We start from the raw sequence: 16,921 nt of genomic DNA, 5'->3' as shown, positions 1-16,921 counted from the left end.
TAAGAACTGGATTTCCTGGTTAAAGCGACGGCTGGCGGTGATACATTTCGGGTTCGAAACTCATGCCGTATACCGGAACGGTTGCGTGTTCACGCTCCAGCCAGCTGGCATAACCAAGCTGGTGACGGCCATCAAGTCGGGCCTGCGGTACCTGATCGGCCGCCAGAATCAGTTGCACATCCCAGGCATATTCGAATCCGATAAAACTCCGTATCAGTTCACGTAGCACCGCCATATCGCTGCCCCAGGGACTGAATTGCATATACTGGGAAAGAGACAGCGGCCCCATGAGCACTTTAAATTTATGCTGTCTGTCCAGTACGGTATTGCCGAGAATGGCACCATCGCCAAGCAGAGCGGCGTAACGATCATCACCCAGCGCGCTCTGATCCTGGTCGTCCAGGAAAATCCATTGCGGCTCAAACTCTTTCAACTCGACAGGCACTTCAAAGTAATAGTGCAATGCCCCTAACAGACCGTCAGGATTGCGGGCTTCGCGAATAAGATGGGCAGAGGAGGCCAGTCTGGCATGGACTGGCAGCGGTGAAGAAACGAGTTCGGCAGGGTCGAGCCCGATCAGGCTGCCAACGTAAAATGAGAAGCGCTCGTCATTTTTACGGTCGAGCGAAGCTGTATCCTGTGACAGAAACCAGGCACGATAAAACTGACTCAGCGCACGATGGTGAAAGATGTCGGTGAAATCAATCAGCGTAGGATCGTGCTGTTCATAACGTGAATAAGCGAGCTCTGTCATATGGAGCGGCATGGCTCCCTGCGCGCCCCAGATACCCAGACCGAACAGCTGAACTTTGATTTTGTCGCCCTGCTGGCTGATTGCCGCTATTTCGCGTGGAGAAAAGGCCATGCTTGCCATCTGTCCCAGCCTGAAGCGCTCCTGTGAGGGAAGCGTGGCAATGCCTGGCGGGGGTAAATCTGGCGTACGGGCAGCGATAGCCCGCATGATACTGATAAACCCTGCTTCCCATGGCGCGTCATCATCAAACCAGACCTGTAAATCGTCAGGTATTGTCATAGTGCCCCCCGCCTGCCGGGGCGAGCCTTCCATCGTGTAATCAGTCCGCGCTGCATGGAATGTAACTCGGTTTCAGTAAAGATATTGATAGCGGCATGGCGCGCCAGATAGTTTTCCATCACCAGACCAAAGAGATAAGGACTCTTGCCGGAAAAGCCCTCTTCGTCGACGGTCAGGCTACAGTTGACACCACGTCCATAGACCAGCAGACCATCTTCAGAAAGCCGACGGATTACTGGTTTGGTCTGGCAACCGACCAGACTATTGATCTGTGCAACGGCATCAAGATCGGCTGCTGTCGTAAACATCCGCAGCATGTTACGTAATGATTCGCCGCCCTGCGTATGCTCCATGTCTGAGAGAGGCAGGTAATTAAAACTCAGCTGGCGGATAAGCCGCCAGGCCGACTCACCTGTATTGAACGGAGGGCGTGGCGCACTCGGCGAACTGACAAAACGAGCCCCCTCGATAGGAACCGAATCGGACATGGTAAGATCAAAACTTCCACTATTTGACAAGAGACGAGGCAAATCACGATTGGTGACCATGGCATCAACCAGCAGATAGCGAATATGCTCTCCATAGGGTGCCTCTTGCTGATCAACCAGCGAGATGAAGATTTCAGTGCTGGTGTAGGGTGTACGGGTAGTATATTTACGGCTACTGTTTTCCTGCCCACGCGCTTCTCGCCTGACGGAAAAATAGCGTCCGAAATTACCTCCATCTCTGTGGCGCGTTTGATAAAGCGGGTTAAACGTGAGCTCTTCGCTGGTTTCCGCCTGTAAACCAAATACCTGATTGACTGAAAATATCTCGTAATCCAGGGGACGACTGCGATCGGGAACGATGTGGAAACTGTTGAGCGCCCTGTTAACCTCAATGCGATCAACCCGCTTTGGAAACAGGTTAATCACTGGCGTACAAAACAGGAGGAAACGCGTGGCATCGATGTGCGGAATGAGCTCCTGCGGGAGCCTGCTGAGCAGGATAATAAGCTCAACTTCATTACTGTGATTTTCCGCCAGGGCAGCAGAAAGTTGTGTGAGAGAGAAAAAGTAAAAACGCTGACTACAGGAAATATATTCCTGAATTAAAGTATGACCATGAAACATATTCCATTGCAGCGGCAGCAGGCTTTGATCCGGGTCCAGCCCTTCAAATTTTAATGGCTGCTGGCTGATGATGCTATATTGTGGCTTATCCTGCACGTGACTGCGAACAATAGTAGCCACGTGATGGCCATGCAGCAGCTCAAAGATATGAGAGACAATGCGTTCGTCTCCCTGAATGTAAAAAGGAAGTTCATCCAGACCCTTCAGTTCTGAAAAAGCCAAATCGCCCTGCAGTTTCAGTTTGATACGTAAAGCACCTTTCAACTGATTGTGCTTGATGCGATGGTGTTCCAGATTGGGAATATCAGGTGGCACGGACGTTAAGCGGGCTTCAGTAATCTCCAGCGGCCATAGAGTAACATTTTGATTATTTCTGAACTCACAACGGCTCATCTCACCCGGTAATAGCCGGCTAAAGAAAGCGCTTTGTTTGGGGATGTTATAGCCGCTGGTTAAATCACCTTCATTAACATTGGGTGTCAATTGAATAACACCCATTGAAGGAATCGGTGAGTTATAGTTGGGGTAAACAATATCCATTAACCGCTGAGTGAAATTCGGGAATTCGGCATCAAGCTTAATTTGTGTTCTGGCTGATAAAAAGCAAAACGCCTCAATAAGCCGCTCCACGTAGGGATCGGCAATTTCAATTCCGTTCATACCCAGACGCCCGGCTATCTTGGGATGGCGGCTGGCAAATTCCTGCGCCATTTCTCTGATAAAGATGAGTTCCCGATTGTAGTAATCCAGAAAATTGTGTTCCACTTGGCACCCTGTTAGGTAAAAAACGACTCAGAAAGAAACGCTGACTTCAGAATCATAAAACGTTCACCAGCATAGAAACGGTAGGATTTACGCTGTGGTTATCACATTTATAGTGGCGTTATTGTAAAAGTAAATGTTGCCTGCACGACAATGCTAATTGTCCTTGTGTGACTATTTAGGAGTAAGGATCGGGCTTTATTCTTAAAAGTGTTTCAAATTATAAATAAGAATATCCGTTTTTATTTAACGCGTTTAGAGTGTGTGGAAAGCAGCAGTGAAGTATAAGGATTTGCTATCAGTGTTTGTTAATCAGAAATAAGCTTTCAATATTCTAATTAAAACGAGATAGGTTATACCGTGGCGATATCAAGAAAGAATCTGTTCGGGAAGTTAAACAGCAATTTATTCAAAAGCGTTGAGAGTGCAACAACGCTCTGTAAGCTACGCGGTAACCACTACGTTGAACTGGTGCATTGGTTAAGTCAGCTCTACCAGCAGCAGGATAGCGATTTCCGCCATGTAATTCGGCATTTTGAAATTGATGCTGAAATGCTGGAACGTGATTTTTCACAGGCATTGACCCGGCTGCCAGCTGGTGCCAGTACTATCGCTGATTTTTCTTACCATATTGAACTGGCTATTGAACGTGCATGGGTCATGGCCAGCCTGGAATGCCATGATAAAGCCATTCGCAGTGGTCATTTGTTAATGGCGCTTCTGACTACTATGGAGCTGCGCCGTGCACTATTCGCCATTTCGCCGCTCTTTGAAAAAATTCCGCTGGATCATTTAAATAAAGAGTTTGGCTATATTATCCGCGACTCGGCAGAGCAAAGCGATCTTTCCGGCGGCGCAGCTGTAACAGAAGATGCTGGTGTCCCCGGTGAGGCAAGCCATGCCCTAAGTCATCCGCAAGGTGGCGGGGGACTGAATCAGTATTCTACTGATCTTACCGCACTTGCTCGTGAGGGTAAGCTCGACCCGGTATCAGGACGCGACAAAGAGATCAATACCATGGTGGATATTCTGCTGCGTCGTCGTCAGAACAATCCATTGCTTACCGGGGAAGCTGGCGTAGGAAAAACGGCGGTTGTGGAAGGTTTAGCGCTGGCCATTGCTGCGGGTGAAGTACCGCCTTCTCTGCAAAAAGTGCGATTACTGACGCTTGACATCGTCGCACTCTCAGCCGGGGCCAGCATGAAAGGTGAGTTTGAGGCGCGACTTAAATCGGTGCTGGAGGAGGCCGTCAACTCTGCTGAACCGGTCATCCTGTTCATTGATGAGATTCACACATTGGTGGGTGCTGGCGGTAATGCGGGAACCGGTGATGCCGCTAATCTGATGAAACCCATGCTGGCGCGTGGTCAGCTTCGCACGGTAGGTGCCACGACCTGGAGTGAATTTAAACGTCACATTGAAAAGGATCCGGCACTCACTCGTCGCTTTCAGGTGCTACAGGTTGATGAGCCTTCAGAAGATCTCGCTACAGCTATGATTCGTGGCCTGATTCCCGTACTGGAAAAGCATCACAACGTCTGGATCATGGATGAAGCTATCAGGGCTGCAGTTCGGCTTTCTCATCGATATATCCCTGCTCGTCAGCTGCCTGACAAGGCGATCAGTTTATTAGATACCGCCTGTGCCAGGGTTGCTGTTGCACAGTACGCACCACCGACAGAGCTGCAAATATTAAATTTCCGCAGGCAGTCAGCTAAGGCTGAGCTGACAGAACTCGAAAAGGCGATCGGCTTTGGCAAAGCGGACAACAAGCAACGTGGCCCGGTGCAGGATGCTATTGCAAGCCATACGCAGGAAGCTGAGATCCTTGACCGTCAGTGGGCCAAAGAGTGCAAGCTGGTAGCGGATATTATTGAGACGCGACAGCAACTGCAGGCCGCTACGCGAGAGAAAACGGATACGGCGAGTTTGCAGCATCACTTGAATGAGCTGGACGCAACGCTGAGTGAGCTTCGCGGTGAACAGCCACTGGTTCAGGCTGAGGTTAATGCCGCGGTGATCGCCTCAATCGTGGCGAACTGGACAGGTATACCGGTAGGACAGGTGCTTAAGGATGACGTTAGCGCGGTGATGGAACTACCGCAACGCCTTTCAGAACGTGTGATCGGGCAGGATTATGCACTGACTTGCCTGAGCCAGAATATTCAGACTGCGCGCGCTGGGCTTGCTGACCCACAAAAACCTCATGGCGTTTTTATGCTGGTAGGGCCATCAGGAGTAGGCAAAACAGAGACGGCGCTTGCCATCGCAAGTCAGCTCTATGGTGGTGAGCAGAACCTGATCACAATTAATATGAGTGAATATCAGGAAGCACACACCGTTTCATCGTTGAAAGGGTCACCTCCGGGCTATGTCGGTTACGGGGAAGGTGGCGTGTTAACAGAGGCGGTGCGGCGTAAACCGTACAGCGTAATTTTACTGGATGAAGTTGAAAAAGCACATCCGGATGTTCACGAGCTTTTCTTCCAGGTTTTCGATAAAGGATCAATGGAGGATGGTGAGGGACGGCATATTGACTTCAGAAATACGATTATTTTACTGACCAGTAATACCGGCAGTGAAATTATCAGCACGGCCTGTGCTGATCAGGAAACGATGCCTGATGAAGAGGGATTGCTGAAAATATTAAATCCTGCGTTACTAAAAGTATTCCCGGCTGCATTTTTGGGGCGTGTCACTGTTATTCCCTATTTTCCGTTAACACCATCGTCGCTGCAGTATATTGTCAGGGTTCATTTAAATCGTATTGCGCAACGCGCTAAGTCGAATTATGACATCGATTTAAATTTTAGTGATGAATTAGTTCAGCACATTGTTGAACAGTGTCCCGTCGCTGAGACAGGGGCAAGGATGCTTATCCGGTTTATTGAGAAAAACATTCTTCCAAAACTGGGTGTGACAGTAATGAATATGACGACCAATCCTGATGAGGCGGGTGAGCTGATAACGCTAAATGTAAGTTTGTCGCAGGGAAGTATTATTGAAATTTCTGCGATTAAGTAAGTAGTAAGTGAATGTAGTTATCCAGGGATTTGGATAAAAAAGTTAGTCAAAATATTGGAAATGTTAAAAACTTATAATGGAAACTAAGAGGTTTATTTTATGCGTAAATTAAAACTGTCGGTCTGCGCGGTCGCGATGACTCTTGCTTCAGGTTCAGCAATGGCTGTAGGACAAGGTACCGTAACCTTTAACGGTCAACTGATTGCTGAAACCTGTACTATCGCCAACGATTCTATTGATGTTCAGGTCACCCTGCCGACAGTGTCTGTCCAGACGCTGGCAACAGCGGGTGCAACTGCGGGTTCAAAAGGGTTTGACCTGAATGTTATAGATTGCCCGGCGGGTATCACCCAGGTAGCCGCGCATTTTGAAGCCATCGGCAGCAGTGGTGTGGACAGTACCACTGGTAACCTGACCAACCAGTACACCGGTACGGCTGATGATCCGGCTGCCACTGCAGTCCAGGTCCGTCTGTATAACTCTGATGAGCAGCCGCTGAAACTGGGCGAGACCGGCGCTGCCGCAGCGGTAACCAGTGGTAGCGCCACTATGCGTTACTACGGTGGCTACTACGCGACTGCACAAACCGGCGCGGGCAAAGTCAATGCGAAAGCTGCTTATACTCTGGCCTACCCATAATCGATCAGGTTTTTAATCTCTTTTAGGGCGAGAAATCGCCCTTTTAAAAATGAATTTTTGCTGTGTAAGTAAATGAAATGCCAGAAGCGCAGGGCGTAATATGAACTATCAACGTGCACTCTTTTTCACATTAATGATCTCTTTACTCTCTCTGTTGTTTATTACACAGAGTGTGTTAGCCGGTATGACAATATCCGGGACGCGTATAGTTTTCCCCGGAAATGAACGTGAGCATACGGTGCGGACCAATAATAAGAGCAGCTCTCCATTGCTGGTGCAGGTCTGGGTAGATGACGGTACGATAAATGGTGATATCAACAAACTTAAGGTGCCTTTTACCGTTACGCCGCCAGTTTATCGTGTTGAACCAGGTAAAGGTCAGAGTGTCCGTCTCATCTACAATGGAATGACATTGCCTCAGGATCGTGAATCTGTTTTCTGGTTTAACATGCTGGAAATTCCACCGGTTAACGAATCAACGGCTGATAAAGATCGCCTTGAACTGGCATTCAGAACGCGGATTAAAATATTCTACCGCCCGAGCGTTTTGAAATCGAGCGCATTACGGGAGTTTAATAGCATAAAGTGGCAGATGATTAGTCCGGCGAAAGGAATCAAAGTGACGAATCCAACGCCTTATTATATCTCTTTTGATTCAGCTTATATTATTTCTGGTAATAATAAATCACAACTTAAAAGCGATATGATCCCACCTTTCAGCACAAAAGAAATGCTGCTGGATCCTAAAGCACCACGACCCACATCAGTTAATAGTGTTTTGGTTCGGGTTATTAATGATTTTGGTAACGTCATTGAGTATCAGTTGGTAAAGAGTGGCGGTGATAATCTGTCAGTCAGAACTGATAAATAACAGTATACCTTCAGACTGGAATCGTATTTTTATTTGAATTCATAAAGTGCATATTGTCGTCGGGAGCAGGGAAGTGAAACCGAAAACTAATAGAAAATATGTTCGGCGAATCATATTCGAATCAAAAATTGCTTTTGCAGTTCGTCATGCACTGATCATTTCTTTAGGCGCAGGTTTACCTCTGTTTGCTATTAGCAGCGTTCTTACGTTGTCGTCTGCTGCTCTCGCCAGTGAGATTGGGAAAAGTGTGAAGTTTAACAGTGATTTTATTCATGGTGCCGGCGTAGACATTTCCCGGTTTTACCAGGGCAATCCTGCGCCAGTGGGGGAGTATGTCATACAGGTTTCAATCAATGGCAAACGCCGGGGTATGCATAAAGTCGTTTTCAATTCAGTAGAGGGGAGTACGGGGGCCCAGCCCTGCTTTACTGAAGCAGAGTTGAGCAGTCTGGGAATTAAACGCCCTGAGCGCTCTCTGCCGGCTGCCGGCCTTAATAAATTGGCTGAATGCAGAAGCATAGATCAATGGATTGAGGGGGCAAATGCGAACTATACAACAGGTGACTTTTTTCTTGAACTAACGGTTCCTCAGGCGAGTCTGCTTCAGCATCCACGAGGTTATACCGACCCCAACACCTGGGATTCTGGTGTGACGGCCGCACTGATTGATTACAACAGTAATATTTATCTCCAGCAGAGTTCGAGCCTGTTCGACAGTAATAACGGACACACCGCCAGCGGCAATCTTGGCTTGTTAGCAGGGATGAATTTCTATGACTGGCGTTTACGCAAGCGGCTAAATACCAACTGGAGCCGGGGCAATTCGTCGCATACACAATCGTTGTCCACTTATCTCCAGCGCGATGTTCCTGCACTGAAGAGTGAGTTAACGCTGGGGGACAGTACAACCTCTGGCGATCTGTTCGACAGCATGACAGTTAGGGGTATTCAGTTAGCGTCTGATGATCGCATGCTTCCTGATGGCCTGCGTAACTACACTCCGCTAGTAAAAGGTATCGCTGAATCAAACGCCAGAGTGCAGGTCACACAGCGTGGTCGGATGCTTTATGAAACCACGGTGCCTCCAGGGCCGTTTGAAATTACTGATATTGGCGCAATGGGCTATGGTGGCGATTTACAGGTAACGGTCATTGAAGCAGACGGCCGCCAGCGAACACAGATCGTCCCCTTCTCGGCGCCACCTATGTTGCTGCACGATGGCGTCTCACGCTTCGGCATCACCGTCGGCAGGCTTCAGGACGACTCACTCAGGGAGAAACCGAGCCTGGCTCAGGCTTTTTATCAGTATGGGCTGGGGAGTATGTACACGTTGTATGGCGGAGGTCAGTTTTCTCCGGATTATGCTGCTGCAGGTATTGGTAACGCTTTCAATACCTCTCTGGGTGGCATATCCATGGACGTTACACATGCCAGAAGCGATCTGGGCAAGGGAAAATCTTCATCTGGTAACAGCGTTAACATAGGATTCAGTAAGTATCTGGAAACGACAGGAACGGATGTCACTCTTGCTGCCTGGCGATACTCTTCAAACGGATTCTATAGTCTGAGAGATGCCGCGCTGGAGCGTTATGGCGCAAGAAATGACGATTACAGGATAGATTATCGTACACGTCAGCGTTTGACTGTCAGCCTGGGGCAGCCGTTGTGGAATGATGCTCGGGTGAGCCTCTCCGGCAGTTTTTATAACTACTGGAACACACGTTCATCCAGCAGCCAGTACATGCTGAGTTACAGTAAATCCGAACGTGATTTTTACTGGTCTGTGTCGGCTTCGCGCGCCTATAACGGTTCCGGTAAAGATGTGAATAGTCTGATGTTTTCCATCAATGTTCCGCTGGGGCGCAGCAGTAATCTGTCTGAGAAACCGCTGTTTACGTCAGTTTATTCGACTGTCTCACATGACAATAATGGAGGCAGTTCTCTGCAGGCTAACGCGATAGGTACTCAGGGTGAACAGAATGAACTGAGTTATGGCGTTGGGACGATGGTGAACAGGACACAGAATAACAGCACCCGTAATGCTGTGAACGGCAATGTTAACTATAACTCCTCTGTCGGACAGTTTGGCTCAACCGCATCACTGGGTAATCAGTCAAACCAATTGTCGATATCTGCTAACGGTAGTCTGGTTGCGCACAGCGGTGGCATTACTGCCGGCCCAAGGTTGGGTGATTCTCCTTTTGCGCTGGTAGAAGCTCCAGGGGCGAAAGGCGCAAGAATCCTCAACGGTTATGGTTCGGAAATTGATGCTAATGGCTTCGCTATTGTGCCATCACTGACACCCTATCGTGAAAATAACGTGGCGGTTAATACACGCGGCCTGCCGGCTAACGTTGATGTGCTGGAGAATGAAAGCACCGTCATTCCGCGAATGGGCGCAATAGTTAAGGTTAATGTAAAAACACTGATCGGTGAGCCGATTATCTTAAAGATTAAAGATAAAGACGGCAGTCCATTACCGATTGGTATGGATATCTATGACGATAAAAATAAAAGCCTTAGCATTATTGGTCAGGGGGGTATGGCATTTATCAGGGGATGGCAGGCGGAAAAAAGTAATCTTCATGTGAACCGTTCAAAGGGCAAACGCCTGTGCACCATTAATTCAGATGCTGCTATTGCCCGACAGATGAAAAATGCGCATGGAACCATTACGCAGGTGGAGGTGATATGTCATTAATCAGATTTATAAAAAAAAGTGACGGACGTCTGCGAGCAACACTATCAGGGGCGTTGACAGGCACTCTGTTTATCTCTGTTGCGTGGGGATGCACCACTGATTGTGCTATTACGGTAAATTTTACCGGTGTATATAACGACGAAACCTGTAACGTGATCATCAATAATACCAGTGACAACGAAACGGTGACATTGCCAAAAATAGCAACCACAGCATTGCAAGGTAATGGCAGTGAAGCAGGGAGCGTGCCTTTTGATATTACGCTAAAGGATTGCCCGGCGAGCCGAACAATTACCGCTTTTTTCAATAGTAGTGCTAATGCTGCAGATGCGACAACGGGTAATTTGATCAATGCAACCGGTGAAAGCTACAGCAATAATGTACAGGTTCGTCTGAGGAAGGAAGATGGCTCTCAGGTAATTATCGACGATAGTACCTCAGGGCAAAACTATGTCATTTCATCCTCAGCGGAGCAGGTAACACATGGATTTTCTGCAAGCTATTATGCGACTGGGAACGCAACTGTTACCGCAGGGTTGGTAATGGCAATAGCCAGCATTGAGCTTGTTTATAAATAAAGGAGGGAAGAGGCTGGCTGATTATCGAACGTTAACGACACGAGAATAATAGTTTATTCACAAACGCTTATTAAAGAGTATTCATCATTATGAATAAAAGTAATTCACAAAAATTTATCGCGCGGAATCGTGCGCCACGTGTGCAAATTGAATATGACGTGGAAATTTACGGTAGTGAAAAGAAAATTGAGCTGCCTTTCGTTATGGGTGTTCTGGCTGATCTTTCAGGTAAAGCGCTGGAGCCATTACCCCCGGTTGCGGACCGGAAGTTTCTTAGTATTGACATTGATAACTTTGATGAGCGCATGAAAGCGATGCGTCCACGCGTTGCTTTCGCCGTGCCGAATACCTTAACAGGTGAAGGCCAGCTGATGGTCGATATGACCTTTGACAGTATGGATGATTTTTCACCAGACGCTATCGCCCGCAAGGTCGATTCACTGGCACAGCTGCTTGAAGCCCGAACTCAGCTGGCTAACCTCCAGACCTACATGGATGGGAAAGCCGGGGCGGAGAATCTGGTCATGAAAGTACTGAACGATAAATCGCTGCTGAATACGTTGGCTTCGTCGCCGAAGCCAAAACAGGTTGATGAAGCCGCGTCCCAAAAGTGATGCAGAGAGATAACTATGTCTACCCAACAAGTAACATCTAAACAGGCTGGCGCAAATACCGCCACACAGAGCGATTTTAATGCGCTGTTAACGCGTGAATTTAAACCGAAGTCTCAACAGGCAAAATCAGCGGTTCAGGCAGCAGTGAAAACGCTGGCTGAACAGGCGCTGAGTACGTCAATCACCATGGCTGATGATGCCTATAAAAACATCGCGGCCATCATTGCTGAGATCGATCTCAAGCTCTCTGAGCAGGTCAATCTGATCCTGCATCATGAAGAGTTTCAGCAGCTGGAAAGCGCATGGCGTGGTCTTCATTATCTGGTCTATAACACCGAGACGGATGAAAAGCTGAAACTGCGGTTTATGGATATCTCTAAAGACGATCTTCGCCGCAATATGAAGCGCTATAAAGGGATTGCCTGGGATCAAAGTCCGTTATTCAAGCAGATTTATGAAGAGGAGTATGGTCAGTTGGGCGGTGAGCCTTACGGTTGTCTGGTAGCGGATTACCACTTTGACCACAGTCCAGCCGACGTGGATCTGCTCTCCTCGATCGGTAAAGTGGCCGCTTCTTCGCATATGCCATTTATTACCGGTGCGTCACCTTCTGTAATGCAGATGGAATCATGGCAGGAGCTGGCCAATCCACGTGATCTGACCAAAATATTTACCCAAAACCTGGAATATGCCGCATGGAACTCACTGCGTCAGTCTGAAGACTCTCGTTATATTGGTCTGGCCATGCCGCGTTTCCTGGCTCGTCTTCCCTATGGAATTAACAGCAATCCGGTTGATAACTTCAACTTTGAAGAAACAACAGACGGTGCAGATCACAGTAAATTTGTCTGGGCAAACGCCGCGTATGCGATGGCAGTAAATATTAACCGTTCATTCAAACATTATGGCTGGTGCACCATGATCCGCGGTGTTGAAAGCGGTGGTGTGGTAGAAAATCTGCCGTGCCATACTTTCCCGACCGATGACGGCGGTGTGGACATGAAATGTCCTACCGAGATCGCGATTTCTGATCGTCGTGAAGCTGAACTGGCTAAAAATGGTTTTATCCCGCTGGTGCATCGCAAGAACACTGATTATGCCGCGTTTATTGGTGCGCAGTCGCTTCAAAAGCCAGCGGAATATTACGATCCGGACGCGACAGCAAATGCTAATTTGTCAGCACGCTTACCATATCTGTTTGCCTGCTCGCGCTTTGCTCATTATCTGAAGTGTATCGTACGCGATAAGATCGGTTCTTTTAAAGAGCGTGAGGATATGCAGCGCTGGCTGAACAACTGGGTAATGAATTACGTGGATGGTGATCCCGCTAATTCTTCTCAGGAAACGAAAGCGCGACGCCCGCTGGCAGCAGCTGAAGTGGTTGTGGAAGATGTGGAAGGTAATCCTGGTTATTACCAGGCGAAATTTTTCCTGCGACCACATTTTCAGTTAGAAGGATTAACCGTATCTTTGCGTATGGTTGCTAAATTACCTTCTTTAAAAGGAGTTGCCTGATCAGGAAATTAACTTTCATTGTCTGATTGAGGCAATAAAAAAGAGTAATCATTTTATTCTTGTGGTTTTAATTATTTTTACACTTAATCTGTTGGAAATTATTTCCCACTAATGGGGAGGTATTTCTGACGAGTTGTTGCCGTTACAAAACCTGTAACGTTTTTCGTTAAGAGCTGATAAAGGAGATATTATGGCTCAGGATATGTTCATTAAAATTAATGGTATCGAAGGCGAGTCATTGGATGCCACGCATAAGAATGAAATCGAAGTGCTTTCATGGAACTGGGCGACGGCTCAGCATTCTAATATGCACAGTGGTTCTGGCGGCGGTTCCGGTAAGGCAACGGTAGATGATTTCTGCTTTGAGCATTACATCGACAAGGCAAGTACTAATTTACTTAGCTACTGCCTTTCGGGTAAACACATCAAAGATGTTGAGTTTGTGGTGCGTAAGGCCGGTGGTGATCCGCTGGAATATCTGACCATCAAATTCACTGATGTCATTATTACCCGGGTTGAAACAGCTGGCTCCAGCGTTGATGAAACGCGTCCACGTGAGCGTGTAACTTTCGCCTTTACTAAAGTGACACAGGATTATGTCATGCAGAATGCTGAAGGCGCTAAATCTGGCGTTATTTCTACCAGCTATGACGTGAAAGCAAACCTGCGCAGTTAATCTTCCTGGTGAGCAATAAGTTTTGCCGCCCCGGCGGCAAAACTTTTATCCAACCGGGTGATAGCGTCACTGAATTCTAAAAAGTCGACAATGTAGGTAGATTCATGTTTGGCAGAACAGATATAAAAAACAATCAACGGAAAATGCGAAATACATTAGCACTCATTTTGCTGACTCTTTTTTTGATCTCCTGCAGCAGTAAAAAAGAGCGGATGCCTGAAGAGGGTGAGGTAAAAATAAATCTGATTGCAGATAAAGATATCAACCCAAACGAGAAGGGCCATCCTGCTCCGCTGAACATATTCATTTATCACGTTCGCGATACGGATGTTTTCAGTAATGCCGATTTTTTTGAAATCATTGAAGGTAGCAATAAACCTTTAGCGTCATCTTCATCAAAAATGTACGAAGCAATCTTAAAGCCCGGCGAGATGAGATCGATTTTCCTGTCGCCAGAAAGTAAAGCCCAGGCATTAGGGGTCATTGGAGCATATCGGGATCTTAACGATGCGGTCTGGCTGAAGATCTATGAGCTGCCGCCACCAGTCAGTTCCTGGTGGAAAAGAATGTTTAGCGATGATGCCATTGCGTTGAATGTGAATTTTAAGAAGTCAGCAATAACGATTAAAAAAATGGATTAAACCATGAGAACAAATAAGGTCGTCTGGAGTGAAGGACTGTTTCTTCGCCCGCAACTCTTTCAACAGCAAGAACGTTATTTTGAATATTACGCGCATAAGCGGGCTGCCACGCTGAGTCCTTTTTATTGGGGGTTCTCACAATATGAAATTGACCGTGAAGCGCTAACCTACGGCAAACTGGTCCTTCGAAGTGCCCGGGGCGTGCTTCAGGACGGCACGCCCTTTGATGTGCCCGATCACGCCGATCTGCCTGAGCCGCTGACGATATTGCCAGAACATCTGGACAAGATGATTTATCTGGCGGTGCCGTTGCGCCTTGATAACAGCGACGAGACGATTTTCAGCCAGAATGACTCCAGTTCGCTGGCGCGTTTCCGGGCTGAAGAGGCTGAGCTTTGTGATACCAATTCAATCAGGCAGGGACCTAAGCCGGTTCAGCTGGCGATGCTTCGATTGAAACTGGTATCACAAGCTGAGATGACCGAGTCATGGATTGGCCTGCCGCTTACCCGGGTAAAAGCTATTCAGCCAGACGGCAGCGTTCTGTTACATGTGGATGATTATATTCCTCCGGTAACCGGCTATGCCGCAAATCCATTACTGAAAGAGTGGCTGACGCACCTGAACGGCCTGGTCAAAATACGCGCTGAGATGCTGGCTGCGCGTCTTTCAACTTCCGACGGTAAGGCAAGCGCCAGCGCCGAGGTTGTGGATTATCTGCTGCTGCAAATCTTCAATAAATATGAACCCATTCTTGATCATTTGCGGCACATACCTGAACTGCCGCCAATTGTTTTATATGAAGAGCTGGCAAAACTGGCGGGTGAACTCTCCACCTTTATTCGTGTTAAGACCCGACGTCCGAAAACGGCACCGGGATATGATCATGCAGGGCTCTATTCCTCTATCCGGCCATTGGTAGAAGAAGTTAACGATCTCATGAATCAAATTCTGGTACGAGCAGGGCAGCTTATTGATCTCCGCGCCAAAGGTAACGGTGTCTGGTCAGCATCTGTGCTGCCGGGTGAACTGCAGTCATTCTCAAATATTGTCCTTGCCGTTAACGCTCAATTGCCGATGGACGTTTTGCAGCAGCAATTTCATGCTCAGGCCAAAATCAGTGCGCCGCAACAGTTGCACGAACTGGTTCGTTCACACCTGCCTGGACTTACGTTGCAGAGTTTGCCGGTTCCACCGCGGCAAATCCCCTATAGCGCTGGCTATGTCTATTTCGAGCTGCTTAAGAACGGATCTTTTTGGGACAAAATATCGACGACTGGCGCACTGGCGCTGCACATCGCAGGTGAATTTCCTGGGCTTAAGATGGAATTGTGGGGAATCAGGAGTTGATGAAAGACGATACCAATTCTCCGGACGCGCGTTCATCAGAACGCGAAGTCGGCGAGAGTCGTTCGCCGCAGGCACTGGGTAAGTTTCTTCTTGATGAGCAGGGTGACTGGATCGAGCCGCCGGAAGCACCACATGACAGTCATAACGAAGGGACCAGAAAAGGCGGGCAGGCTTCCAGACATGAGCGTATGCCAGGAAGTGAGAGCGTACAGCAACGTATTCTGAAAGTCAGAGCTGCGGATAATCCGCTGCTGGAGGCGGCTCAGCCTCTGTTACGGACGCTGAGCGATATGCCTGACCACGTCAGTGACATGACGCATGTTGAAATATTGAAAAATACGCTTAAACACCAGATAAATTTATTCAGTGTTGTCTGTGACGAAGTGAATATTCCCTGGAAAAAAATGGCGATTGTACGCTATTGCCTCTGTACTGCGCTTGACGAATTTGCGCACACCACAACGTGGGGACTGGCCGCGGGCTGGTCGCAGAGCAACCTGTTAAACCACTTTGAAGGGGATAACGACGGCGGTAATAAGTTTTTCTTACTGGTAGGCCGCTTGTCGATGAACCCCTCCGAGTTTGTCGATGTACTGGAGATACTGCTGCGCATTCTCGGCCTTGGTTTTGAAGGCCGTTACAGCATTATTGAGGATGGCGATCGACAGTTGACTAAAATCCGGCAGCGACTGCTGACGTTAATTCAGAGCGCGCGTAATACAACTCCGCCAGCCCTCTCACCTCATGGTTTATTGCCTGGCGGGCCGATACAGCGTGAAAAGAACATTCTGCCTGTCCGGCTTACAGCTCTGTGCGTAGGTGTGCTAGTCGCCTCAGCGTTTATCGGTTCGAAATACATGCTGCTGACCCGGCTCGACGGCATCACAAGCGATATCAATGCTATGCACAACATCAACGTTGTCATGCCGCAGACTAAAACCCGTCTCAGGCTGGCCATTTTGCTGCGTAACGAAATTCAGAAGCAGCTGCTTAGCGTAGATGAAACTCATACCCAGAGCAAAGTTGTGCTCAAAGGCGACTCGTTGTTCCGTTCAGGTTCAACGTCGCTTGAGCCCGACATGGTCAACGTTATCCAGCGCATTGCTCGTGAGGTTCAGCGCGTGAAAGGGGAGGTGCTGATTGTCGGCCACACGGATGCGACGCCAATCAATCGGCCTTTGTTACCGAATAACGACGTGTTGTCGGAAAAACGTGCGGCAGAAGTTGGCCGCTATTTTATTGCAGCAGGTTTGCCGGGTAACAAAGTAAAAGTCAAAGGTGTAGGCAGCAGCCAGCCGTTGGCTTCCGACGCCACTGCTCAGGGTCGATCAAAGAATCGCCGTGTAGAATTTTTTGTCACGTATTAACGAGAGCAACAATGTCCTATTTAAATAGAGTCTTCGCG

Annotated in this window: 13 protein-coding genes; 11 read left to right on the top strand and 2 right to left on the bottom strand. The window is 48.1% G+C overall.

Features of this window, described 5'->3' with window-relative positions:
* Positions 1-19 precede the first annotated feature (19 nt).
* Together tssG and tssF are read right to left on the bottom strand one after the other, a co-directional pair.
* Positions 20-1,033 carry a type VI secretion system baseplate subunit TssG gene (gene tssG / locus AC0T7J_RS20435; RefSeq protein ID WP_473796508.1) on the bottom strand — a complete coding sequence of 338 codons (1,014 nt, stop codon included), beginning with the start codon at positions 1,031-1,033 and terminating at the stop codon, positions 20-22.
* Positions 1,030-2,910, bottom strand: a complete 1,881-nt coding sequence (tssF, locus tag AC0T7J_RS20430; RefSeq protein WP_473796505.1) for a type VI secretion system baseplate subunit TssF — start codon at positions 2,908-2,910, stop codon at positions 1,030-1,032. The genes tssG and tssF overlap by 4 nt, the downstream gene beginning before the upstream one ends.
* A gap of 357 nt (positions 2,911-3,267) precedes the next feature.
* Between tssF and tssH the strand changes: the two genes are divergently transcribed.
* The 11 genes from tssH (at position 3,268) to tssL (ending at position 16,883) form a co-directional block, all read left to right on the top strand.
* A complete protein-coding gene (tssH, locus tag AC0T7J_RS20425; protein ID WP_473796502.1) occupies positions 3,268-5,931 on the top strand; it encodes a type VI secretion system ATPase TssH in 2,664 nt (887 codons plus the stop codon).
* A 99-nt stretch (positions 5,932-6,030) separates the two neighbouring features.
* On the top strand, positions 6,031-6,570 hold the full coding sequence (locus tag AC0T7J_RS20420; protein WP_473796499.1) for a fimbrial protein: 540 nt from the start codon (positions 6,031-6,033) through the stop codon (positions 6,568-6,570).
* A gap of 100 nt (positions 6,571-6,670) precedes the next feature.
* Positions 6,671-7,441, top strand: a complete 771-nt coding sequence (locus tag AC0T7J_RS20415) for a fimbrial biogenesis chaperone (protein WP_473796496.1) — start codon at positions 6,671-6,673, stop codon at positions 7,439-7,441.
* A gap of 73 nt (positions 7,442-7,514) precedes the next feature.
* Complete coding sequence (locus AC0T7J_RS20410) at positions 7,515-10,142, top strand: fimbria/pilus outer membrane usher protein (RefSeq protein WP_473796493.1); 2,628 nt, start codon at positions 7,515-7,517, stop codon at positions 10,140-10,142.
* Positions 10,133-10,720 carry a fimbrial protein gene (locus AC0T7J_RS20405; RefSeq protein ID WP_473796490.1) on the top strand — a complete coding sequence of 196 codons (588 nt, stop codon included), beginning with the start codon at positions 10,133-10,135 and terminating at the stop codon, positions 10,718-10,720. The genes AC0T7J_RS20410 and AC0T7J_RS20405 overlap by 10 nt, the downstream gene beginning before the upstream one ends.
* Before the next feature lie 86 nt (positions 10,721-10,806).
* Positions 10,807-11,334, top strand: coding sequence for a type VI secretion system contractile sheath small subunit (gene tssB, locus AC0T7J_RS20400; RefSeq protein ID WP_473796540.1), 528 nt, complete (start codon positions 10,807-10,809; stop codon positions 11,332-11,334).
* Positions 11,335-11,349: 15 nt separating this feature from the next.
* Positions 11,350-12,849, top strand: a complete 1,500-nt coding sequence (tssC, locus tag AC0T7J_RS20395; protein WP_473796487.1) for a type VI secretion system contractile sheath large subunit — start codon at positions 11,350-11,352, stop codon at positions 12,847-12,849.
* Between the two features lie 190 nt (positions 12,850-13,039).
* Positions 13,040-13,525, top strand: a complete 486-nt coding sequence (locus AC0T7J_RS20390; protein ID WP_191922967.1) for an Hcp family type VI secretion system effector — start codon at positions 13,040-13,042, stop codon at positions 13,523-13,525.
* A gap of 104 nt (positions 13,526-13,629) precedes the next feature.
* The gene (tssJ, locus tag AC0T7J_RS20385; RefSeq protein ID WP_473796484.1) at positions 13,630-14,166 is read left to right on the top strand and encodes a type VI secretion system lipoprotein TssJ; all 537 of its coding nucleotides are present in this window, start codon (positions 13,630-13,632) and stop codon (positions 14,164-14,166) included.
* Between the two features lie 3 nt (positions 14,167-14,169).
* Positions 14,170-15,516 carry a type VI secretion system baseplate subunit TssK gene (gene tssK / locus AC0T7J_RS20380; RefSeq protein ID WP_473796481.1) on the top strand — a complete coding sequence of 449 codons (1,347 nt, stop codon included), beginning with the start codon at positions 14,170-14,172 and terminating at the stop codon, positions 15,514-15,516.
* Complete coding sequence (gene tssL, locus AC0T7J_RS20375) at positions 15,516-16,883, top strand: type VI secretion system protein TssL, long form (RefSeq protein WP_473796478.1); 1,368 nt, start codon at positions 15,516-15,518, stop codon at positions 16,881-16,883. Before tssK ends, tssL begins: the two co-directional genes overlap by 1 nt.
* The last annotated feature ends 38 nt before the right edge of the window (positions 16,884-16,921 follow it).

The organism is Pantoea sp. E956-1, assembly GCF_982223955.1.
Note: the sequence above shows the minus strand (reverse complement) of the source record. Positions and strands in the feature narration are given on the sequence as shown.

Coding starts and splice junctions, on each gene's coding strand:
- tssG (WP_473796508.1), bottom strand. CDS start 1,033: ATGACAATACCTGACGATTTACAGGTCTGGTTTGATGATGACGCGCCA.
- AC0T7J_RS20420 (WP_473796499.1), top strand. CDS start 6,031: ATGCGTAAATTAAAACTGTCGGTCTGCGCGGTCGCGATGACTCTTGCT.
- AC0T7J_RS20415 (WP_473796496.1), top strand. CDS start 6,671: ATGAACTATCAACGTGCACTCTTTTTCACATTAATGATCTCTTTACTC.
- AC0T7J_RS20405 (WP_473796490.1), top strand. CDS start 10,133: ATGTCATTAATCAGATTTATAAAAAAAAGTGACGGACGTCTGCGAGCA.
- tssC (WP_473796487.1), top strand. CDS start 11,350: ATGTCTACCCAACAAGTAACATCTAAACAGGCTGGCGCAAATACCGCC.
- AC0T7J_RS20390 (WP_191922967.1), top strand. CDS start 13,040: ATGGCTCAGGATATGTTCATTAAAATTAATGGTATCGAAGGCGAGTCA.
- tssJ (WP_473796484.1), top strand. CDS start 13,630: ATGTTTGGCAGAACAGATATAAAAAACAATCAACGGAAAATGCGAAAT.
- tssK (WP_473796481.1), top strand. CDS start 14,170: ATGAGAACAAATAAGGTCGTCTGGAGTGAAGGACTGTTTCTTCGCCCG.
- tssL (WP_473796478.1), top strand. CDS start 15,516: ATGAAAGACGATACCAATTCTCCGGACGCGCGTTCATCAGAACGCGAA.